This is a genomic window from Enterococcus sp. DIV1206 (genome assembly GCF_051712485.1).
GTDB classification, from domain to species: Bacteria; Bacillota; Bacilli; order Lactobacillales; family Enterococcaceae; genus Enterococcus; species Enterococcus faecalis.
Map to the genome: position 1 here is coordinate 1,835,136 of NZ_JBIOOZ010000001.1, position 21,858 is coordinate 1,856,993.

Annotated in this window: 19 protein-coding genes and 1 riboswitch; of the genes, 2 read left to right on the forward strand and 17 right to left on the reverse strand. The window is 38.5% G+C overall.

The genetic code is table 11. The annotated features are described in order from the left end of the window. Positions 1–64 precede the first annotated feature (64 nt). Both hemW and mgtA read right to left on the reverse strand, forming a co-directional pair. Complete coding sequence (hemW, locus tag IGK86_RS08945; RefSeq protein WP_002357829.1) at positions 65–1,213, reverse strand: radical SAM family heme chaperone HemW; 1,149 nt, start codon at positions 1,211–1,213, stop codon at positions 65–67. Between the two features lie 243 nt (positions 1,214–1,456). Beyond that, positions 1,457–4,117, reverse strand: a complete 2,661-nt coding sequence (gene mgtA / locus IGK86_RS08950; protein ID WP_438742344.1) for a magnesium-translocating P-type ATPase — start codon at positions 4,115–4,117, stop codon at positions 1,457–1,459. Between the two features lie 114 nt (positions 4,118–4,231). Continuing rightward, a riboswitch (M-box (ykoK) riboswitch) is annotated at positions 4,232–4,402 on the reverse strand. A 252-nt stretch (positions 4,403–4,654) separates the two neighbouring features. On the opposite strand from mgtA, the gene IGK86_RS08955 reads away from it, so the two are divergent. Together IGK86_RS08955 and IGK86_RS08960 are read left to right on the forward strand one after the other, a co-directional pair. Next, positions 4,655–5,530: a LysR family transcriptional regulator gene (locus IGK86_RS08955; protein WP_002382245.1), complete on the forward strand. Its 876-nt coding sequence runs from the start codon at positions 4,655–4,657 to the stop codon at positions 5,528–5,530. Positions 5,531–5,553: 23 nt separating this feature from the next. Next, positions 5,554–6,441, forward strand: coding sequence for a LysR family transcriptional regulator (locus IGK86_RS08960; RefSeq protein ID WP_002357832.1), 888 nt, complete (start codon positions 5,554–5,556; stop codon positions 6,439–6,441). Between the two features lie 61 nt (positions 6,442–6,502). Here the strand turns inward: IGK86_RS08960 and IGK86_RS08965 are convergent, their stop codons facing one another. The 15 genes from IGK86_RS08965 to IGK86_RS09035 all read right to left on the reverse strand — a co-directional run bounded on the left by IGK86_RS08965 (position 6,503) and on the right by IGK86_RS09035 (position 21,856). Further along, the gene (locus tag IGK86_RS08965) at positions 6,503–7,651 is read right to left on the reverse strand and encodes an FtsW/RodA/SpoVE family cell cycle protein (RefSeq protein ID WP_002357833.1); all 1,149 of its coding nucleotides are present in this window, start codon (positions 7,649–7,651) and stop codon (positions 6,503–6,505) included. Then, on the reverse strand, positions 7,617–8,792 hold the full coding sequence (locus IGK86_RS08970) for an FtsW/RodA/SpoVE family cell cycle protein (protein WP_002357834.1): 1,176 nt from the start codon (positions 8,790–8,792) through the stop codon (positions 7,617–7,619). Before IGK86_RS08970 ends, IGK86_RS08965 begins: the two co-directional genes overlap by 35 nt. Positions 8,793–8,950: 158 nt before the next feature. After that, complete coding sequence (locus IGK86_RS08975) at positions 8,951–9,211, reverse strand: DUF2087 domain-containing protein (RefSeq protein ID WP_002360471.1); 261 nt, start codon at positions 9,209–9,211, stop codon at positions 8,951–8,953. A gap of 24 nt (positions 9,212–9,235) precedes the next feature. After that, positions 9,236–9,577, reverse strand: a complete 342-nt coding sequence (locus IGK86_RS08980; RefSeq protein ID WP_002357836.1) for a DUF1048 domain-containing protein — start codon at positions 9,575–9,577, stop codon at positions 9,236–9,238. 3 nt (positions 9,578–9,580) lie between these two features. Beyond that, positions 9,581–9,904: a PadR family transcriptional regulator gene (locus tag IGK86_RS08985; protein ID WP_010775788.1), complete on the reverse strand. Its 324-nt coding sequence runs from the start codon at positions 9,902–9,904 to the stop codon at positions 9,581–9,583. Positions 9,905–10,053: 149 nt separating this feature from the next. Beyond that, positions 10,054–10,650, reverse strand: coding sequence for a GNAT family N-acetyltransferase (locus IGK86_RS08990; protein WP_002357838.1), 597 nt, complete (start codon positions 10,648–10,650; stop codon positions 10,054–10,056). Continuing rightward, positions 10,650–11,600 (reverse strand): riboflavin biosynthesis protein RibF, encoded by a 951-nt coding sequence (ribF, locus tag IGK86_RS08995; protein ID WP_010775786.1) that lies wholly within the window; start codon positions 11,598–11,600, stop codon positions 10,650–10,652. Before ribF ends, IGK86_RS08990 begins: the two co-directional genes overlap by 1 nt. 25 nt (positions 11,601–11,625) lie before the next feature. Beyond that, a complete protein-coding gene (gene truB / locus IGK86_RS09000) occupies positions 11,626–12,546 on the reverse strand; it encodes a tRNA pseudouridine(55) synthase TruB (RefSeq protein ID WP_010713466.1) in 921 nt (306 codons plus the stop codon). Positions 12,547–12,702: 156 nt separating this feature from the next. Further along, entirely contained in the window at positions 12,703–13,827 is a 1,125-nt protein-coding gene (locus tag IGK86_RS09005) for an SH3 domain-containing protein (protein WP_016617240.1), read from the reverse strand. Positions 13,828–13,945: 118 nt separating this feature from the next. Further along, a complete protein-coding gene (locus IGK86_RS09010; RefSeq protein WP_002357842.1) occupies positions 13,946–14,341 on the reverse strand; it encodes a phage holin family protein in 396 nt (131 codons plus the stop codon). A 23-nt stretch (positions 14,342–14,364) separates the two neighbouring features. Continuing rightward, on the reverse strand, positions 14,365–16,134 hold the full coding sequence (locus IGK86_RS09015; protein ID WP_010713468.1) for a hypothetical protein: 1,770 nt from the start codon (positions 16,132–16,134) through the stop codon (positions 14,365–14,367). Positions 16,135–16,166: 32 nt separating this feature from the next. Beyond that, complete coding sequence (locus tag IGK86_RS09020; protein ID WP_438742348.1) at positions 16,167–17,624, reverse strand: phage tail protein; 1,458 nt, start codon at positions 17,622–17,624, stop codon at positions 16,167–16,169. A 12-nt stretch (positions 17,625–17,636) separates the two neighbouring features. Further along, positions 17,637–18,563 carry a distal tail protein Dit gene (locus IGK86_RS09025; RefSeq protein ID WP_010777582.1) on the reverse strand — a complete coding sequence of 309 codons (927 nt, stop codon included), beginning with the start codon at positions 18,561–18,563 and terminating at the stop codon, positions 17,637–17,639. Position 18,564: 1 nt separating this feature from the next. Beyond that, positions 18,565–21,498 (reverse strand): phage tail protein, encoded by a 2,934-nt coding sequence (locus IGK86_RS09030; protein ID WP_104877083.1) that lies wholly within the window; start codon positions 21,496–21,498, stop codon positions 18,565–18,567. After that, entirely contained in the window at positions 21,488–21,856 is a 369-nt protein-coding gene (locus IGK86_RS09035) for a hypothetical protein (protein WP_002361692.1), read from the reverse strand. Before IGK86_RS09035 ends, IGK86_RS09030 begins: the two co-directional genes overlap by 11 nt. Between the last annotated feature and the right edge of the window lie 2 nt (positions 21,857–21,858).

The window sequence follows — 21,858 nt, forward strand, 5'->3', positions numbered from 1 at the left end:
CCAACTTTTGTAATAAAAAAATCATCGAAATGCTTTGTCACACTTCGATGATTTTTTTATTTTTTTACTCTTTTTCACTTAACAAAAATGCTTCAAAAACATTATTTCCCACAAATAGTCCTTTTTTCGTTAAACGTAAGATATCTGCTTCTTCAATTAATAATTCTTCTTTGATTAAGCGTTGAATGACCTCTCCATAAATTGCTTCAATTGGTTCATGAAATTTTTGTTGGAATTTTTGTTTAGAAATGCCTACTTTTTTACGTAAGCCTAAAAATAGCTCTTCTTCTATTTGATTTAGACGAGTTAATTCTTCAGTCTCCACAATTGGCAATTGATTTTCTCGCAAGGGTTTCAAATAATGTTGGATTGGGCCATGATTTTTGTAACGAGTTTGCCCAAGATAGCCGCTGGCACCTGCGCCAAATCCATAGTAGTGGTCATTATTCCAATAAGCCAGATTATGCTGGCTTTCTTTTCCTGTTAAAGCAAAATTACTGACTTCATATTGGTGACGTCCTTTTTTCTCCATTGCTTCAATCGTTTCGTCAAACATTTGTGCTTCGATTTCTTCTTCAGGCAGCTGTAACCGTCCTTGACGAACCCAGTTCATGAACATTGTTTTATTTTCAAGAATTAATGAATAAAGCGAATAGTGTGGCAAGTCCAATGCTAAGGCTCTTGTCAAAGTATCGCGAAAACTTTCCAATGTTTGTCCAGGTAAAGCATAGATTAAGTCAATACTGACATTGGTAAAATTTTCTTTTTCTAAAAATTTCATTGTTTCATAAACATCTGCGGCGGTGTGCTTGCGACCGATTTTTTTGAGCAAGCGATCATCAAATGTCTGAACGCCCATCGAAAGACGATTGACGCCATAGTTTTTCATGACTTGTAATTTTTCTTGGGTTAAATCACCAGGGTTTGCTTCCACCGTAAATTCATTTCGGTCATCAAACGTTAGCTGTTCGCGAACCCCTTTTAGTAGCACATCTAACTGTTTCGCTGATAATGAAGTTGGCGTGCCTCCGCCAATATAGATGGTTTTCATTTCTTGTTCTGGATACAATGCTTGCGTAAGTTGAATTTCTTTTAATAAACTCTGAATATATTCATCAACTGGTTGTCCTTCTAAAAAGACCTTGTTAAAATCGCAATAATAACAAATATGCTCACAAAATGGAATATGAATATAGGCCGACCGATCGAACATCGGCGTTGAAGTTGAAAGTTGGTTTGTTTTGGTCATTAGCTCGTTTTATCTCCTTATTACCAAAAAGCTCGTTCTTTTTGGAAAGTCTCTACTAGCCATACTAACTGTAAATGACAAATAAATCCATAAAAAAATTCGCACAGTCACTTAAAACAACAACGAGGAGCTGTCATAAAAACCGACACCTCCTCAACCTTGAAAGAAAAGTAAAAAAATTTTTCTATATATAATAGTACAAATCAGTTACAGTAATTGACCGTAACGTTTGACGTATAAAACTTTAATGAACGCAACCAGTGTCAAATAAGCAACAATTGTCGGGATTAAATACAAGAAATAGCTTGGTGATAAACCGACAAATCCTAGTTCTGCACCGAAAGCGGTAAAGGGTAAAACAGTTCCGAGGACAATCCCTGCTGTAGTGACTAACGTCATAATTCCAGAAGCACTACTTTGAAGGAAAGGCATTTTTTCTGTTCGTAGGAAATGCAAGACGAGCATTTGGGACCATAAGGACTCAATGAACCACCCTGCATGGAAAATACCGATAAAGAGCAATTGATCTGCTCCATTTAATTCAAAGAATGAGCCACCTAGGATAGCCGGACACACAATGAAATACATAAATAAATAGGTAACAATATCAAAAATAGAACTCGTTGGGCCAAACCAACGCATAAAATTACCAATTGATTTTGGTTCCCATTTTTTTGGTTTTTCTACGTATTCTTCATCTACTTTGTCCCAAGGAACTGACATACACGAAGTATCGTAAATTAGATTTAATAATAGCGATTGAATCGGAGCAATCGGTAAAAATGGTAAAAAGATACTTGCTGGGATCACGGAAAACACATTGCCAAAATTAGAACTTGCTGTTAATTTGACGTACTTCATCGTGTTCGTAAACACGCGCCGTCCAGATAAAATTCCTTTTTCCAAAACCATTAAATCTTTTCTCAATAAAATTACATCCGCTGATTCTTTCGCTACATCGACAGCTGTATCAACAGAGATTCCCACATCAGCAGCGCGCATTGCTCCAGCATCATTTATTCCATCACCTAAAAAGCCAACAGTTTGACCATTTTCAGTTAACGCATTTACAATACGAACTTTTTGGTCAGGCGTAATTTTGGCGAAAATATTATACGCTTGAACGGTTTTTCTTAATTCTTCTTGGTTTAATTGTTGAAGTTCATTTCCTGTAATAATTTTTTCGCCAGCCAGACCAACTTCTTTACAAACAGAATGCGTCACATACTGATTATCCCCCGTTAATACTTTCACAGCTACATTATGTTGATGCAAGGCGTGAATAGCTGCCGCTGCTGTTTCTTTTGGCGGATCCAAGAAGGCAAGATAACCTTGTAAAATCAACTCTGATTCATCTTTAGTTGTATACTCCCATTCAGCCGCTTCGACTTTTTTATCGGCAATTGCTAGAACGCGCAAACCATCTTGATTTAAAGCTTCAACGTCTTTGGTAATTTTTTGACGCAGCGTCTCTGTTAAGGGCACAATTTCGCCATTTAAAAGTACCTGTGTGCAGACCAAGAGCATTTCTTCAACCGCCCCTTTGGTAATTAGACGTGTTTCTCGCGTTTTAAACTCTTTGATAATCACACTCATTCGACGTCGATTGAAATCGAAAGGAATTTCATCTACTTTATAAAAATCATCTGATTGTATATCACTTTCTTGTGTCGCCGCTTGAATAACGGCGTTATCCATTAAATTACGCAAACCTGTTTGAAAATAACTGTTTAGAAATGCTAAATCCAAGACTTTTTGATCTTCTTGGCAACCAATATTATAGTGGTATTCTAAAATTACTTTATCTTGTGTTAAGGTACCTGTTTTATCCGTACAAAGTACATCCATCCCGCCAAAATTTTGAATGGCATTGACATTTTTCATAATCGTGCCTTCTTTAGCCATTTCTCGAGAACCTTTGACTAAATTGGTTGTTACAATCATAGGTAACATTTCTGGTGTCAAGCCGACAGCTGTGGCAATCGCGAACATTAATGCTTCCACCCAATCGCCTTTTGTTAACCCATTAATTAGAAAAACAGTTGGCGTAATGACCAACATAAAGCGAATCAGCACCCACGTTGTTTTATTAATTCCTGTTTCAAAACTCGTCTGCTGCTGCTCTTCTCCGTTATCAGAAGCCATCCTTCCGAATAAAGTTTGATTACCAACTTTAATGACAATGCCCAAACCAGTGCCACTAATTACATTTGTTCCTAAAAACAAAAGATTGTCGTATTCTGTATCAATTTGATCACTATCTTTTTGATGAGTCGCGTGTTTTTCAATGGGAAAACTCTCTCCAGTCAAGGATGATTGGGAAACAAATAAGTCCTTAGATTGGATTAAACGTAAATCGGCTGGAATCATATCGCCAGCGGATAGTTGGACTAAGTCGCCACACACAACTTCCTCAATAGGAATTTCCATTTGCTTCTTGTCACGAATGACTGTCGCTGTAACTTTAATCATATTTTGTAATTTTTCAACTGCATTGCTTGATTTGACTGATTGTACAAAACTCATCGTGCCGCTTAAGATGACCATCGCTAACATAATTAACACGCCAGTCACATCTTTTTCCTCTGGCGCAGCATAGACATATTCTGTAAAAAATGAAATCGTGGCTAGTGCTAGTAACACCAAAGTAAACGGCGTGATATACGATTTTATAAAAAGTCGCAGCCGTGAAGCTTTTTTTTCATTCATAATTTTATTGCGGCCATAACGTTCTTGTAATTCCTCAATATCTTGGTGTTTAATGCCATCCCAAGTTGAGCCGAAACGTTGTAAAACTTTTTCTACTTCTGAATGGGCAAACTTTTTGTAACTATAGTCATGGCCCAAGTGACGCATTTTCTTTTCCATTTTCTTTCACCTCATTTATCTGTTGTTGACTTGAATTGACGATCGGTTCATCTTCCATTTTCCTCACCCTTTCCACAAAAAAAGACACGCTGAAAAACTCAACGTGTCAAAGAATAATCGTTCTTATCGTTGAGCTTTAGCACTATACAACGTAAAAAGCGATTGCTTTTAGCTACCTTAAGAAAAGCCTTCATTCGACAGTTCCTGTTCTACCCATTGGCGTCTCTCGACATTTTTGGGCAGTAGCCTATGTTTGTATAGGAGCCTCACCTAACAAATCTTATTTAATTACAACAGCAAGTATAATTCTTCCATGAAAAAATAACGATATAGAAAAAGTTTTTAGTAGATAACTTTTTGTCCATTCAGTAACAAAAAGAAAAATAATCCGCTTATTTACTATGGTTTTCTGGTATGATTCGTATTTATTCATAGAATCATAACTGGTTAAATTAATCTAAAGACCGTCAGATAGCCTTGTCGAGAAGCTTTTCTTCTGCTATTTTTTGTATAGTTAAAGAAACGGCGGTGAGGAAAATGAAATTACAACAACTAGAATATTTTATGGCAGTTTCAAAGTATGCGAGTTTTACTTTAGCTTCTCAAAAGCTCCATACGAGTCAACCTTATTTAAGTACCCAGCTCAAGGAGTTGGAACGTGAATTAGGTGCTTCATTAATTTTAAGAGACAAGAAACATTGTCGGCTTTCTCCAGCAGGCGAAGTCGTCGCCAAGCGAACAGAAATGATTTTTGCACTCATTAAGGAAGCGCAAGAAGAGATTAATGAATTAGTGACCCAAGGATCGACAACGACCATTCGGATTGGAACAAACTTAATTGATATAGATAAAGCATTTGGAGAAGTCTTGTTGTTATTTAATCAATCCTATCCGTATGTAAGTATTGATTTTAAGTATTATTACGATCTTGAAACAGCCTTGGAAACAGATTTAATTGACATTGGGATTGGGATATTTTTGGATACCTCGATTCCATTAGAGAAAGAATTAATTTATACAGAAAGCTATCTCCTTTGTGTCAATAAAAATCATCCTTTAGCCCATGCCGATAGCGTGACGATTGACGAAATTCGTTCTTTACCTTTTGCTGCATATTCCGATCAAGTATATGAAAAAAAAGTGTTTAAACGTTGGGAACGTAAAATCAATTGGGAAAATCGGCAAATCGTCATCGAACTTCCTTCTCTTCATTTAGTCTTAGACATGGTCCAACGAGAAAAAGCCTGTAGCATCCTTCCCTATTCACTCACTGATGAACTAAACAGACGTAACTTAGTTGGTATTCCTCTGGAAGATAGTCCAGAACGAGCCATCTATTTAGTTCAGAATAATCATCACGGACATTGTGAAGCACACCGTTATTTATTTGAACAATTACGTTATTTATTCTAGGAATAGAAAAAGGAGGAATTCCCATGGAACTATTTCGTTTACATTATTTTTTAGAGTTATGCAAAGTGAAACAATTTACTAAAGCAGCCGAAAATTTAGCAATTTCTCAAGCTGCATTAAGTAAGCAAATAAAAATTCTTGAAGCAACGTTAGGCGCTGAACTTTTTAATCGCCAAGGTCAAACTACCACCTTAACACCGGCTGGATTAATTTTAGAAAAATATTGTTGGCGCATCACCAATGAGTTGGTCTCAATTGAAGAAGAGCTAAAAGAAATTAATCATTCTTCCAACCATATTTATGTAGCCACTTATCTCTGTGATTTAGAATATAAATTGAATGACTTACTAATGACAACATTAACGGATCGTTCATCCAACTTACAAGTCCATACTATTATTACAGAAAATATTCTTCAATCCTTGGAAACAATGGATGCAGATTTTGGTATTTCCTTTGCTGACTTACCATTACCTGAACATATTGGTAAAATTGATTTATTTACAGCAAATTATCAATTCATTTTAAGAAATGATCATCCAGCTTTGGCCAAAGCCACGACGGAAGAAATTTTAAAAGAACTAACAATGTACCCCTTCGTCCGTTTAAATACCGAATTTTCCGAGCAAAACAAATTAACCAATTGGCTAGATACTACGTTTTCTAATTTTTCTCCAGAGAAAGTCATTCAAGTGGATACTCTTTCACTTATTACTCACTTGGTGTCTCATTCCGATAGTTTCGCTATTGTCCCCGAATACACAAATATTCAACTTTTAGACAATTCGATCCATACACTGACTTACCAAGAACTACCTAAACGAAACATGGCAGTTTATTATTTAAAAGAACGTTACATGAGTCGACAACTTCAACAACTTTTGGCTGAATGCCAAAAACAATTTCAATAGTAAAAACCAAGACTAGAGCTTGTCGGCAAGCGAGTTCCAGTCTTGGTTTTTATTTGTGTTTTCAGGTAGCGGCTTCTCTTCCTTTGACAAATCCTAAAGAAGTGATAGCCATCACTAACGAAGTGCCTCCTTGACTTAAAAACGGAAGCGGAATACCTTTTAACGGCAACAGTCCAATCACCGCACCGATATTCTCCACCGTTTGAAAAACCAGCGAAAAAATGAGGGCGACACAGATGTACATACAAAAACGCGAATTGCTCCGCAAGCCAGCTACTAAAACTTGATAAAACAAGTAAAAATAGAGAAAAACAACAGTGGCACTGCCCACAAAGCCCCAGGCTTCCCCGATAAAAGTAAAAACCATATCAGACTCACGAACAGGAACATACACTTCAATCCCATGCACACCCTTGCCAAATAAACCACCCGAACCAATTGCCAATAAGCCTTGTACTTGTTGATAGGAGATTTTATCGACATAATCATAGGGATGAATCCATGCTAAAATTCGATCCAATTGATATTGTTTAAAATGTAAAAAGAAGAGTACTTTGTGCCCCCACTCTGTAAAGACTAACAGAATCAAGACCACGCCTAACGTTGCTAAAGCACTGAAAATAATGATTAAAATTTTGCGATCAATTCCTGAAATAACTAAAAGAGATAGAATAATCGTTACGAAAACAAGGGATGTCCCAAAATCTTTTTGTACCGCCATCAAGAAAAAAACAGGGACACTAACCGCAACGATTTTTTTTAGAAGTTGCTTGTCTGAACGCCATTTATCAGACCAGTCTTGTTGCTCATGTTGGACAATAATTTTTGCCAACATTAAAATAAACGCAATTTTCGCAATTTCTGATGGCTGAAATTTAATAAACCCTAAATCTAACCAGCGCTTTGTGCCCGTCAATAAATACATTCCTTTGTCATAGGAAAAATACAAAGCACTCATTAAGATTAATGAAAACCCATAGAAAAAAGGAGCTACTTTCCAAATAAATTTCTGTGACAGCCGACTAGCTAAAAACATGCCTGCATAGCCAACAAAAATAAAGAAAAGTTGTTTTAATGCTGGCACAGTTCCATCTTTTCCTTCATTAACGGCAATCCAATATTGCACACCAGAAGATAAAAGTGTGAGTAAAAAAATGGGCAATAATAAATCATAATTAAGATGTAAGTTGAATTTTTTTGTATTGACCATTTAACTGCCGCCTTTCGTTTGCAATAATTTTAATGACGATTCCTAATGCCACTGAAAAGATTAAATAACTTGTCCCACCGTAACTAACAAACGGTAAAGGAATTCCCGTCATTGGAATCAAACCCAAAACGCCACCAATGTTAATCGCCGTTTGAGCTAAAATCAAGGTCCCGACCCCTAACAAAAACAAGCCGTAACAATGATTCTTTATTACACAACTACTTCGCAAAATCGAGGCCGCTAAAAATAACAAAAGAAATAGTAATAGTAAGCCGCCAATCAAACCAAGTTCTTCCACAATCACCGCAAAAATAAAATCGGTTTGACCTTCTGGCAAGCCACCTTTTTTTACCATACCATTGGCTAATCCAGTGCCCCAAAACCCACCGTTATACATTGCTAAATAGGCCATTGAAGGCTGAAATCCTCGATCATGAAAGGATAAAAACGGATTTTTCAAAACAACTAAGCGGTCATACACATGCGCAAAAAAATGTGGTAAGTAGCGGTGATCGCCTAGAAAAATAATTATTTTAGAAAGAAGCGCCGCGCTAGCAACGACAATCCCCGCAGCAATTACACTAAATTTTGCATGAATACTTGCTGAGAAAATTAAGACACTGCCAATAACTAAAATAAGAATGGCCCCGCCAACTTTGGGTTGAATTAAAACTAAAAATGCAACGACCAAAACAAACAGCCATTGTTTCCTTAACTGCTTCGTTGTCAAGCCATTTTCTTTTTCACCTAAATAACAGCTCAAGTAATAAATAATCGCAAAATTACAAAGTTCTGATGGCTGAAATTGGATTCCAAAGAGAGAAATCCAACGTTGTGCGCCATTCGCTGCTACACCAAAAAAAGGTAGTCGAACCATTAACAGTAATAGTACCGAAACTAAAAGCAGTCCAATCGCAATTTTTTTATTAAATAACACTTCTAGTCGAACTTTGTAAATCACGAACATTAGCACCCAGCTGAGACACATAATAATGCCTTGTTTAATAAACACAGCAGTGGGCTTCACGCCTTGCATCAACAAGTCATAGCTACTGGCGCTATAAATCATTAACGCGCCAATAATACTTAATATAATAAAGGTCAAAAGAATTTTTGTTAGACCTAAAGTACGTAGATTCATTCTCTCACCTCTATCTTTTTCTAATTAAATCAATCTTACCAGTCTGAGTTAGAAAACAAATAGAGAGTTTTTTATAGAACTATTACTAAGCTTACATAACAAAAAGTAGCTAGACTTGGTTCATTTCACCTAGTTTCACTACTTTTAAAAAAAGACATTTATATAATTTTTGTGTGTTGCTCACATTTCTGATAAATTTTTCCAAACTTATCTCTTTCTAAATACTGATAATCTACTAAATACCGTCTCAAAAGTGCATAATCTTCATAGATTTCTCTAAGTCGCTGATTGACTTCTTTTTCCGTATATTCTTTCCCAAATTCAAATTGGTTGGCCACACGTTGAAACACTTGGACTTTTTTCGCATTTTTCTTGGGAATAACCAGCAACTTTCCTTCTTTAAAAAAATTTTCAACCATGTTTATTCTCCTTTTTTGTTTTGACTATTGTTTAGAAAATTGATGATTCAGTTTTTCTTTCTGTTTATCGGTCCATTTGCCAGCGACTTCATTGACAATTGTTTCAGCAAAATCGCCTACTTTTTCTCCCGTAATATTTTTGATAGGTGTTCCGTTAGCAGCTCCTTCTTCAAACAAATCAAGTAAATCAGTCAACGCATTGAACATATTGGCTCCGCTATGATCTGAAAAATGCCATGCATATTTTTCAATTTCTTGAAATACTTGTCGATACTCTGCTGGTAATGCTGCAATACGTCGTTTATATTCTTTGTACTCTTTTTTATCCCCAACAACTTTTTTGATCAACGCTTTAAAATTTGACATGCTCTATCCCTCCATTTTTTTCATCTTGTTTACTTGTTTTGAAAGCAACGTCCACCGCTGCCAAAAATCAGCGAGTTCTGCTTCTCCTGATGAGGTTAAGCGATAGAACTTCCGCATTGGCCCTTTTTCTGAAGGCTTTTTTTCAGCTATAACCCATTGATTTTTTTCTAAACGCAGTAAAATCGTATAAATGGTTCCTTCAACAATTTCAGTAAACCCTTGGTCATTTAAAATTTTTGTAATTTCATAACCATATGTTTCTTTCCTTTGGATGATGGCTAAAACTAAACCTTCTAAAATGCCTTTTAGCAACTCTGTCTGCTTCACTGCTTTTCCTCCCTGAACTACTCTTTATTACTATGTACCACTACATAATAATACTGAGTACCGGTTCTGTCAACTACTTTGTAGTAAAAAGTAGTAAAGACACGACAACTACCAGTACTTAACTAGTGGTTGTCGTGTCTTATTATTCTTTATTCATTTATTCCGAGTTCTGCTTCAAAGGCTTCTAATTCTGCAGGGTGTGTTTCTGGATAAGCAAAGCATGTTGAAAAATGCCACTCCCCACCACTTGTGCCAAAATAACCTGGCAGTAATTCCAAAGCCAATAATGCTTCTGATGTTTCTTTTTCCGGTAACGTAATCTGAAAAGTAGTCGCTGGAACAAAACCAAACTTCGTATAGTAAGTTGGATGGCCCAGGATAATCAATCCGCCGACGCCTAATTCTTTGGCCTTCTGCACAGAATGCTTAATTAACGCTGAGCCTACGCCCGTGTTCTGTGCTTCTGGATGGACACTTAGCGGACCAACGGTCAAAACAGCCTTCTCTGTATGATCAGGTAATCGTAGTTTGGCTTTTGAAGACATAATATGACCCGTTAATTTTCCTTGATCAGTTTCTGAAACTAAGGACAACTCCGGAATAAAGTCGGCACTTTCTCTTAATAAATGCACGATAAAATGCTCTGTGGGACGCCAGTTTTCGGTCAAGTTTAATTCCTTGAACGCTTGATACGTTAAACGCTCTACAGCTTGATACTCTGCAGGTTTTTCTTGACGAATCTTCATTATTTGTCCTCAGATTGTTGGAAATAGTCAGCCGTATCTCGTTCATCTTGTTTTAATTGGTCGATCAAGGCTTCAGCCCCATTGAATTTCACTTGGTCACGTAAATAATGATTCCAACGAACCACCACTTGCTCACCATAGATGTCTTGATGGAAGTCCAAAATATAGACTTCCACGGTTAGATCGCGTCCTTCTCCAAAGGTGTCATTATGACCAATTGAGCCCATGCCGACATACCATTTGCCACCAACTTCGATTTGCACAGCATAGACGCCAATTCTTGGTAAGCGCACGGTGCTTTTCACTTTGACATTAGCGGTCGGGAAACCCAATAAACGGCCACGAGCATCGCCATGGACAACTGTTCCTTCTGTTTCATAAATATATCCTAACAACTCCGTGACCTCCTCCATTTCGCCGGCTTCCATTTTTTCGCGAATTCTTGTTGAGCTAATTTTGGCACCAGTCATTTCTTCTTTTGGTACTGTCACCACTTCAAAACGGCCTTGCGCATAAGTTGGTAACTGTTTGACTCCAGCGATTTCTTTAGGACCATACGTATAATCAAACCCAGAGACTGCCACTGCACTATTTAAATTAACGATATACTGATCGACAAAATCTTGCGGTTTTAATTGAGCAAACGCTGAAGTAAATTCGACAATATATAAAATATCAACGCCCAAGTTGGCCATTAGGCGTTCTTTTTGTTCCAAGCTAGTTAAATATTTCATATTTTCTGGTAAAACTTTTTGAAAAACGATTGATGGGTGTTGGTTGAAGGTCATCACAGCTAACTTCAAGCCTTTTTCCTCAGCAATCTTTTTGCCTGTTTCAATTACTTTTTGGTGGCCTTTGTGAACACCGTCAAAAAAGCCTAGGACCATCACGACTTCTTCATTAGGAATTTGAGTGGGTTCATAGGGATGATGTAGTTGAATAACTTGCATGTGCAAAAACTTCCTTCTTTTTTATTTAATTGTTCCGTAGAACTTTACTTGGTTTCAATAATTTATCATGCGTTGGGTGTGGCATGTATAAACTAACCACTTGATTTTGGTAAAATAAGGCAACTAAGGATTCTGGCATTGCCTTTATTCCTAGTTCTTTTTTGTGCAAACGCATGCCATTTTTTACTTTTTGATACAATTCATCTGATAAATCAATTCGTGGGAATTGTTCTACTGCTGTCTCAATGGGCAACAGGCATTGATCGATTGTTTCAGCAGCCATTTGTTTGGCTACTTCTTCTAACGTTAAGCATTGCGCAGCTTGCAAACCGCCACTTGCCGTTCTCGTTAAATCCGACATATGGGCAGGATAGCCTAATTTTTTGCCAGTATCCACGGATAGTGTCCGCACATAGGTTCCTTTGCCACAGACCACTTTAAACCGCCAACTTTGTGTTTGAGCGGATTCATTAAAAATTGGTTCACTAGTGCGTTCAAATGAATAAATCATTGCTTTTCGTTGGGGCCGTTCAACTTCTTCCCCATTCCGCGCATATTCATATAAACGTTTACCATTGACTTTCACCGCAGAAAACATCGGTGGGATTTGTGTGATTTCACCTGTCATTTCGGCCATTGCTTGATCAATTTGTTCAGTTGGCAGAGGTGTTGTAACTGGTTTTTTTTCAACAATTTCACCACTAACATCTTCGGTTGTCGTAGCAAATCCAAGTGTAATTTCACCTTCATAGGTTTTGCCAGAATCTACCATGTATTCGATCACTTTCGTTCCTTTGCCAACGCAGATGGGTAAGACCCCTTCGACATCTGGATCTAACGTACCACCATGACCAATTTTTTTGGTATGTAAAATTTTTCTCAATTTAAATACGCAGTCATGACTTGTCATGCCACGTTCTTTCCATAACGGTAAAATGCCGTCCATTATAGTTCCTCCAGTTCGGATAATACTAACTTTGTCATTATAGCATAAAAGTACCTAGCTTCGCAGTCTCCGTTGCTTATTCCCTTTGGCAAAATCTCTGCTAAATGCAAAAAAAGCCACAAACTCTGATAAAAGCAGAGTTTGTGGCTTTTTTTTTTAGCTAGTAAATGATCCCCATGTATTCTGTGCGTTGCCATCGTTTGGTCCGATTGGCAAATAAATTCTCGCGCCTGTCGTATCTGTTCCACCAATAAAAACATACCCATCTGCAATATAAAACGCATCGTAATAAAAGCGAGTATTTTTGGGCCAGATACCATAAATAGGTGCTGACAAACTAGGTTGTCCTGCTCTTAAAACAATGCCTTCGTCCACACCAATTAGAAATGATTTCTTCGTTTGCGGGCGCCAAAGTTCAGCAATGTCGCCATCGTTCACATAGCCTAACAAATGTCCGCTATTTTCAATACGGTAAAGGTTTTGTCGGTCGGGTAATTTCGCTGTAATTGTTCCTACTTGTGTCCAAAGTGCCTCTGCTGATAGATGTTCATTGATTAAAGCATCTGGTGTTGGATAGATTGAAGTGAAACGAATTGCTTGTCCTACTTGATATTTTGGCGCATTAGGTTTACCTGGCTGAATAATGACAGTCTCACCTGTTTCAGAAACGCCCGTTTGTAAATCTTGTGCCAACTGCGCTTTACTAATCCCCCAACGCGCTAAATAACCATAAGGATCTGTATGATCTCCCCACCAATTTTTTGTAATCCAATCATGAGTGACTATGCCATAACCTGTTCCATCATCCAGCGAAAAATCAGCACCAATGTTTTGAGCCAAATCACGGGCCAAATTAACATAGGCAGCATAATCTTTTTTAAACGTCGCCGCATTATTCGTTCGAGCCAATTCGATTTGCGCATAGGCTTTTTGATTAGCTAAAGAACCTGCGCCATATTGAATTTGGCCAGCAGGAGCTAATTGTTTCACTCGTCCACCAGATCCGACAAAATATGAGACATAAGCATTTGACCAATTTCGTTTCATATAGGCCACTTCATTGTCTAAACTGTGTGGTCCTAGGTTCCGCTCGTTTCCAGATTCATGTAAAACAATTAATTCATTGCTTGCAGAGCCTGGAAAATAAGTAAAGTTGATTGGATCCGCTTCGATGGTGTAAGCGCAAGCCGTCATCGGAATCGTTAAACTTAAGCCAATTACTAAAGCAAGTTGAATCATTAATCTTTTAAACATAGCATGCTCCTTTCTTAAAAAAGCCATGAAAGGAAAGTCAAAACAACTTCCCTTCCACGGCTTAAACCTGCAGATAAATGGCGGGACAGAAGTAATTTCTTCGGCAATCAGCCGAAAGTTCTACGTTTGTCCCGACCACTTCTACTTAATCATCTTTATTTTTTAACTGAATAAATAACTCTTTTAACTTTTTCGGCATAGGAATAAAGGTTGCAATATTTTCAAAAAAAGAAAGTCCTTCGTTCGCAATGTAAAAAATCAGAACCATTTCCCGAATTGGCAAATTGTTCCCCACAACTTTTTCAACACGAACCGCTACGGCAACCACAAATAACATCGTAACTTTTTTCGCAATTCCGAGCATACCAATCCGACTGGACAATTCTTTTGTGGCGATTGCCTTAATCCAACCTGTGATGAAATCGACAATAATTAAAAAGAGGAAGACATCCAACAATTGATCTAATCCACCTAATAAACGTACGACAATCCCACCGAAAATGCTTAAAAGCATTGTTATTGTGTTGAGATAACGTTCCATAAAAAGACTCCTAAACTAGCTTGTTATTTTGTTGGAAACGGATCGTCTGTGTACCAACTTCCTTGGAGGTAAATATTTCCGGCTCTGCTTGAGGCAAAAATTATCCCTTGATTTCCGATTTCATATAGTGCATTACAATTAGGATACGGAAAAGCGTAAGGTGCAACTGAGAGCGGAATATTCCAAATACTAGCACTTATTTTTGAGGACATTTTGTACCCAGTTGGTATGTTAAATACTTTAGGCATGTGGTTATTCAATTTCGTCGGATCACTCAAATTACATCTTACGAATGCATCGACACGATTTCCTACCCTAATTAATACAAATTTCATATTGTCTTTATTAAAGGCCGCCTGATATTTTGCCTCGACTTCACCGACTCCACTAGCTTCATAAATGGCCATTTTAGAGGATTCCAAAGGCACACCATTGACGGTTGGCATAGTTACAAAATTCTTCATCCCAGCAATCTCTTGGTCACCTGTTTGTGTCACAGCTTGACCTTTAATCGCTTCCGCAACGTTTTTCGGGTGCATATATTTACTCGTTAAAGTTCCCGCGACTGCTTCGCTGTCTGATGCGAAGCCATAATTTTCTACATTGCCCAGCCCAACTTGTTCAGCGGTTACTTGGTGTGGATTATCCTGATTTTCCACATGGGTATTGAGTTGCTCTGCCTGAACAAAACCACTCTTCGCTAAAACCGCTTGGGCATCAACAGACAGACCAATATGAAGTCCCACGTAATCAACTTCTACGCTGGCTGGCGTCACCCCATTCGATGAATCTGTATAGCTCATTAAATAAATGAACCCTTCATCTGTGATAAAATTCTGATCATTGATTTGAATTGAAAAATCGCTGAACTCTTTTGCTGATTCTTGGATTTGAGTTACCCAATTATCCGTAGTTGGTAAATACGCAGCGATTTTAATCGTTTGATTATTGGGCGCAGCGGCTTTCACACGTTGATTAATCGTAAAAAATTGAACGTTCTGGCGAACAAATGCCACCGCCTCGTCAGTTGTGAATGTTTCAAACATTTGTGGAATTAATTTTTTTGCGGCTTCAACGAGATTGAAGGCCGCTAATTGTTGTGGAATCACACCACTTTGGGTGGAACCTGTTTTCACACCCTCATCATCACGGCTGGCCATTTTATTGTAGTCCGCTTGGGAAACTTCCTCCCAAACGTCTGTTGGCTTCTTAAGAATTTTAGCCGTAAAATCAGTGGAATAACTGTTTGCATTGGTGGCTGTATTGCCGGCCGTTTTACCGTTAAAGTCTAACTTCAATTTGACAGTGGTTGGCTTAGCCAATAAAGAAATACCATCTGCTTTTGTCATACGGTCATTCAAATCAATTTGAAGACGATTCGCTAAGGTAGCTTGTTTGATGCCTTGTGTATCTGTGCGTGCTTGGACAATTTCTGGATTACTATCACCTGCTTCTGCTACTAATTGATCGAAATCATTTCGTAAAGTATCAAATTCTTGTTTATTATTATTTGCCGTTGAAACTGCATTTCCTGCAATCGTGATGGCTGTTTTGGCATTGTTCATCGCTTGGTTGGCTGTTTCATTTGCTTGATTGCCTGCATCGGTGGCAATTTGTACGGCTTCTTTGCCAGCTTCATCTGCAATGTTTTTCGCTTCAGAAATTCCATTCGTTAACTGGACTTGGTAAGCATCTACTTTCTCAGCTGATGCATTCGACTGATCCAAGATTGCATTGATTTTAAGGCGACCTTGATTCAGGGTATCTAATTCTTCAATATGTTCTACTGACATTTCGTCACACTCCTCTAGTTTTCATTATTTTATTAAAACTGGCCACCCAATTGGGATTGAATATACACACGACAGATGACCGAAGCATCCAACCATAGTGGCTGATGAGAGAAAAATTGAAGCGTGTGATTGCCGCGTTCGATTTTTCCATCTGTTGTTTTTCGTAAATAACTCAAAATGTTTAGCCGTTGTTGTTGCAATGATAGTTGGGGTAATTTTTTGCCATCCACTACCAAATCAATGTTCGTTACAGAATGCGAAGGTCCTTTAGCAGTTGCCTTGAACGTTAATTCTGCGGTGTTTATATAAAGAATGTCCTCGTCAAAGTATAAATTCAGCTCCACTGGCTGTGTCTTGCTAAGTTCTCCTTGTATTGAACGATTTAAAAGTGTCGTCGCCCCTTGTGCGTAAGTTTCGCTAATCTCTTGTTTCCGACTGAAAGCTGTCATGGTACTATGAATTGTTTCTTGCAGATTTCCCAACTCTAGCTGAATGTCTTGGGGGGCACCAAAGACATCTTTTTTACTTTCTTTTTTGATACGAAGGTTGACACTCCCAAACTCATTCGTATTAATCATGATAACCGTGCCCAACCGCAAACGATCGATTGCTAAAGGTTGATCTGTTAATTTAATTAAATCAGCTGCAGTCACTACCCAAGAAACTTGTGGCTTGGTCCATTCTTCTAACATTCGCAAAGCATTTTCCTTTAATGCCTTGGGATCAGAAAAACGCTGTTCCACCCAAATTGACTCCAATAAACCATAGCAGTCAATTGCGGCCTTGTTCTCTAAATACGGAACCCCTTGATTGACCGAGCGAATATTGACTTTGTTAACACCTTCGCCTGAACCTAATGGATAAATCCGATTGATTAGCATCTTGGGATTACGTTCTATTTCAAATCCTTGCATGTTGTAACCTTCTTGAATTCGCGCAACTGGTTCTGTTGGCGGTTTGACTAATGAAAGTTCAAAAGGATAGACCTCTGTATTCCATTGCCAAAGATATTCCTCTTCGAAATCGGCTGGGATGCTAAATAAAGGCTCGACTAGCCCATTTTCATTTTCCCATTTATAGGTTAATTTCCTTGAAAAATCACATTTTTTTAGGACCCAATGCTTTGTTTTTTGTTTATTTAATAGAAATTGAATGGCCTCTTTCGTTGTTTTGTTTTTAATTTCGTGACAACCAAAAAGGACAGTATCACCTAAGGTACATAATGCTTCTGTGGCAGAGTAGTGAATTTGATTATTGTTCGCATCTTTCTTAATTGTGGTTGGCATCACGCGATATAAACCAATATATTCATTCTCATTGTCGGTCAGTTCCACCCATTGCATTTCTGCAATAAATTCATTTTTAGGATCATCTAGCGGCATGGTAAAATCTAAACTGCCAATTTTGTTCTCTATTTTTTCATAGCTGACTTGATAGGCATTGTCCAAAATTGCCGTATATGTTCTTTTCAAATCCAGCGCCATTAACATTTAATCACCCTCCTACACAAATCGGTTAGGATAGCGAATCGTCAAGCGGAAGTCGCTATCTTTGGCTTGAATATACAGCGGTTCATTGGGATATAGATAAAAATCGTTCATTGGTCGAATCATCGGTGCACCATTTTTTGTCAGATAAAAATTTTCAGTATCGATAATAATTTCCGAACGATCAAAGTCTCCTAAGTTAATTGTATCGTTCCGTGTTTTAATCCAAACACCACGTCCGGTTCCTGTTAAAATAATGGTCGGTTTGACTTTTAATCCTTCGACCGTAGGATAAATTTCAATTGGCCGAACTTCTTTGCCTAAATCCCCCATCGTGTAAGCCCGATTTTGAAAGGTAATCATGGTTGATCCCCAATAGGCTCCACCTTCAATTAAAATTGGAAAATCAACTGCACCTGAGCCTGTATTCCCCATTAAGTAATTCGCTTGAAATGTAATGGTTGGCGAACCCCACATCACACTAGTCGCATCACTCCGTGTGTATTTATACGGATCAGAAAGCAATAAAGTAAAGGTGCCTGTTACTTGGTTAACGCCTTCGGGTACATCACTCACTGAAGACTTACTGCCAAACCACAGCATTTCCGGTTCATCGTTAAACCAAATAGAAACGTCTTTTTCTGTAAACAAAGCAACGTTTAAATGATTAAATGCATCTCGAAACGCTTCATTATTCACAGCTGAAAGCCGATATTTGACTGTTAATTCTCGTTCTGGAATCCGCGCATAAACGTGACGTTTACCATCACGAATCCCTAATTGATAGCTTTCAATTTCGCTTGGAACTAATTCTCGTCCTGAAACTGATAATGTTTGATAGCCAGGGATGACTTTTTCTAAAAATTGACCGTTAAAATTCAACGCTTCTGAAGGAAGAGGCGTTGAACGAGTTGCTTGATTGGTATCAACAAATTTATACATGTTATCCTCTCCTTCCTAAGCGGTTATTTTGTTTCACTTGTTGTCGTTGTAACTCCGTTGCTAAATAAGGCGCCGTAGTTGCTGCGACAACTTTTCCATCTAACGTTGACTCTACTGTCACAAATAATGGTCGATTGTATGCATCATTTTCTAAACGATGGTCAATCGTTGCTGTGAAGTTTCCTCGACCAGCTAAGTCCAAGGCAAAATCATTTAACAGCGGTAAGTCTAAAATAGAAGCCATTGCTCTACTAACGGCTGTTTCGCCTGCATAAATCCCCGTGGCAATCGTGCCGCCGAAATTCAATTTATGCAAATCAGATAAGGGACCTTCTTTTGCTGGTGAAAATGGTAAAAAGTTACGAATTTTACTGACGACCCCATCGATTGCTTCTTTGGCTTTTCCTATTGCGCCTGTAATTCCATCAGCAATCATGCCGACAATATTCGCACCGGCATCGGTGAATTTTGAAAACCAACCTTGGATTGCTTGCCAAGCACCTTCAATTACAGAACCAATGGCAGTTTTTACCTGATTGGCTGCATTGGTAACCCCATTTTTGATATTTTCAACTAACTGTCCGCCCGAAGCTAACAGTTGACCAAAATAAGAACCAATCTTCGTGATCATTTGTGAGATTAATGTTCCTGCTGCGGACAGCAAGGCACCCAATAGACTGAGTACACCATTAATTAAGGCTTGAATCAGTTGAATCCCAGCACTTAACAACTGTGGCAACGCATTGATTAACGCACCCATTAAAGCGGTAATGAGCGTAATTGCTGCAGTAACCAGTTGCGGTAAAATTGAAATAATCCCTTGGATCAAAGCCATTAGCAATTTGACACCTGCGCTGATGATTTGTGGTAAGGCACCAATTAAGGCATTTACCAATGTCAAAATTAAGGTAATAGCTGCCGCAACTAAGGTTGGTAAAATCGAAATAATTCCTTGAATTAACGCCATTAACAATTTGACACCTGCGCTGATAATCTGTGGCAAGGCACCTACCAACGCAGTCACTAACGCTAGAATAATCGTCAGCGCTGATTGAATTAACTGAGGTAAAATCGTCATAATCCCAGTGACTAATGCCATCAAAATTTGTAAACCAGCAGTCAAAATCAACGGTAACATAGTAACAAATGCATTGACTAAGGCTGTGATAATTGAAACACCTGCTGTAACTAGCATTGGTAACGCTGTGACAAAAGCTGTCACTAATGTAGTGATGATATTAATCGCTGCAGTTGTAATTGTTGGCAAGGCGGTGACAATCGCATTAACTAAAGTCATTAATAAGCTCAAACCAACTTCTATCAACATTGGTAAGACTGTTGTAATCCCCTGAATCAACGTAGTAATAATTTGTGTTGCCGCTTCAATTAAGACTGGCAAATTGGCAACGATCGCACCAACAATTAACGTAATTAAACTAGATAACGCGGTGACGATGCTTGGAATAGCTTCTGTTATTTTCCCGAGAATACTGGTTAAGACGGTTGTAAAAAGTTGTATAACTTTCGGTAGATTAGCCGCAAGCATTGTTGTAACCGATGTAATCGTGTTACCTAAATTATCAAAGACTTGGGTAATACCACCCGCACTCAAATCACCGGTTTTCATCCAGGCCGTCACGAATGAAACAATCAAGGAAATAATTAGACCAAACGGCCCAGAAATTCCTAATGCAGCCAGTGCAACCTTTGTCAGAACTTTTACCAAAAGACCAACCGCTAAACCAGCTTTGTCAAAGGTGCCACCAAATTGCCCTAATAAGTTACTACCTAATTGCAAACCGCTGGCAAAAACGCCTGCTAGCACACGACCAATTGTTGAAAAAATAGTCGCCATTTTCTCTAAGCCTACTGCAAAAAATTGTTTAAAAACTGCCATTACTTGTTGAAAGGCCGGCTGGATCTGTTGTAGCAGTCCTACCAATTTGCCAAACGCCGCTGAGACAGCTCCTTGAATGGCACTAGCTAAGCTATTGATACTATTTCTAAATGTTTCATTGGTTTTATAGAAATAAATAAACGCTGCTACAGCTGCTAAAACGGCTACTACAATTAAAATTAATGGTCCTCCACTTAAGGCACTAAAACTAGCACTTAGTTTTGATAAGCCACCACCTAACTTCCCAATGTTTCCTTGTACAAGAGCCAAACCAGCACTAAACTGTTGAAATTTTTGCTGAGCCATCGTTACCATAATCAGCATGGGCCCAATGGCGGCTAAAATACCCATAATGGCAACAATAAAAACTTGGACAGGTTTTGGTAATTTGATAAATAAATTCACCAAAGCTGTGATGCCTTTGACGACTGTGATAACCACTTGAACCAAAATTTCCATTCCTGGAGCCATCACGCTTTGAATCACTTGTGCTGCCGCTTCAAATGATTGATTCATCTGAGTCAATGCCCCTTGCAACTCGCCTTGCAATGAATCAGAAATCCCTCCTGCACTGGCCATAATCAGTCCTTGCATTCCTTGAAATTCGCCACTGACCCCAGCACCGACGCCCATAGCTGTTTTTAAAACGTTCAGCATAGGTAAGGAAACGGCACTAGTCATGGCCGTCCCAAAGCTCAGCATATTATTTTGTGCATTAGTAAAGCCATCAGAGGTTTCTTTCCCCGCTTTTTTAGCTGCTTCACCGGCTTGTTCAGCAGAATCTGTTAACGCTGTGTTCATTTGATCTGCTGCCTTTGCTGTTTCGTCTCCTGTTTTTTTCACTGTTTCTCCAGATTGTTGCATGACGGTTTTAAATGTGTTCATGACCGTGGCTGACTGATTGACACCCGCACTAATTTCCCCTAAATATCCACTTAATAAGGCATACTCACCGCTCATACTTTTTAATGCTTGTTGGACGCCTGCAAGGCTTTTCTTTGCCTCCGATAACGGCGTTTTTTCTTTGTCATTCTCCATCTACTCTCCTCCCTTCTCGATAGCGGCGTAGACGCTCTGCCACAGTGGCAAGTTGCGTTTTTTTCCGCTCATTTAATTTTGTTCGTTGTGGCTGGTTAGCTGCCAGAACTTCAGCAACTCGTTTTTCATAATCATAAAAACTTTTAAAGCTTTCAAAAACGGGTTTTCCTTTTTTGTTTGTCGCTTGCGCTTTAACATTTAAGTAGGCAAGCTCGTGCCTTTTCCGCTCTTCATCTACTTCTGCTAAATTAAAAGCAATCATTCGTAATTCAAATTCAGACATGGTCATCCGATCCACTTCTTCAAATGAGCGACAGCCTAAGTAGCGAAAAGCAGAAAGAGCGATGTCGTGATACACGT

Bases quoted from the DNA above. Each gene is read 5' to 3' on its own strand.
- hemW (WP_002357829.1), bottom strand. From the start codon at position 1,213: ATGTTCGATCGGTCGGCCTATATTCATATTCCATTTTGTGAGCATATT.
- mgtA (WP_438742344.1), bottom strand. From the start codon at position 4,117: ATGGAAAAGAAAATGCGTCACTTGGGCCATGACTATAGTTACAAAAAG.
- IGK86_RS08955 (WP_002382245.1), top strand. From the start codon at position 4,655: ATGAAATTACAACAACTAGAATATTTTATGGCAGTTTCAAAGTATGCG.
- IGK86_RS08960 (WP_002357832.1), top strand. From the start codon at position 5,554: ATGGAACTATTTCGTTTACATTATTTTTTAGAGTTATGCAAAGTGAAA.
- IGK86_RS08965 (WP_002357833.1), bottom strand. From the start codon at position 7,651: ATGGTCAATACAAAAAAATTCAACTTACATCTTAATTATGATTTATTA.
- IGK86_RS08970 (WP_002357834.1), bottom strand. From the start codon at position 8,792: ATGAATCTACGTACTTTAGGTCTAACAAAAATTCTTTTGACCTTTATT.
- IGK86_RS08975 (WP_002360471.1), bottom strand. From the start codon at position 9,211: ATGGTTGAAAATTTTTTTAAAGAAGGAAAGTTGCTGGTTATTCCCAAG.
- IGK86_RS08980 (WP_002357836.1), bottom strand. From the start codon at position 9,577: ATGTCAAATTTTAAAGCGTTGATCAAAAAAGTTGTTGGGGATAAAAAA.
- IGK86_RS08990 (WP_002357838.1), bottom strand. From the start codon at position 10,650: ATGAAGATTCGTCAAGAAAAACCTGCAGAGTATCAAGCTGTAGAGCGT.
- ribF (WP_010775786.1), bottom strand. From the start codon at position 11,600: ATGCAAGTTATTCAACTACATCATCCCTATGAACCCACTCAAATTCCT.
- truB (WP_010713466.1), bottom strand. From the start codon at position 12,546: ATGGACGGCATTTTACCGTTATGGAAAGAACGTGGCATGACAAGTCAT.
- IGK86_RS09005 (WP_016617240.1), bottom strand. From the start codon at position 13,827: ATGGCTTTTTTAAGAAAGGAGCATGCTATGTTTAAAAGATTAATGATT.
- IGK86_RS09010 (WP_002357842.1), bottom strand. From the start codon at position 14,341: ATGGAACGTTATCTCAACACAATAACAATGCTTTTAAGCATTTTCGGT.
- IGK86_RS09015 (WP_010713468.1), bottom strand. From the start codon at position 16,134: ATGTCAGTAGAACATATTGAAGAATTAGATACCCTGAATCAAGGTCGC.
- IGK86_RS09020 (WP_438742348.1), bottom strand. From the start codon at position 17,624: ATGTTAATGGCGCTGGATTTGAAAAGAACATATACGGCAATTTTGGAC.
- IGK86_RS09025 (WP_010777582.1), bottom strand. From the start codon at position 18,563: ATGTATAAATTTGTTGATACCAATCAAGCAACTCGTTCAACGCCTCTT.
- IGK86_RS09030 (WP_104877083.1), bottom strand. From the start codon at position 21,498: ATGGAGAATGACAAAGAAAAAACGCCGTTATCGGAGGCAAAGAAAAGC.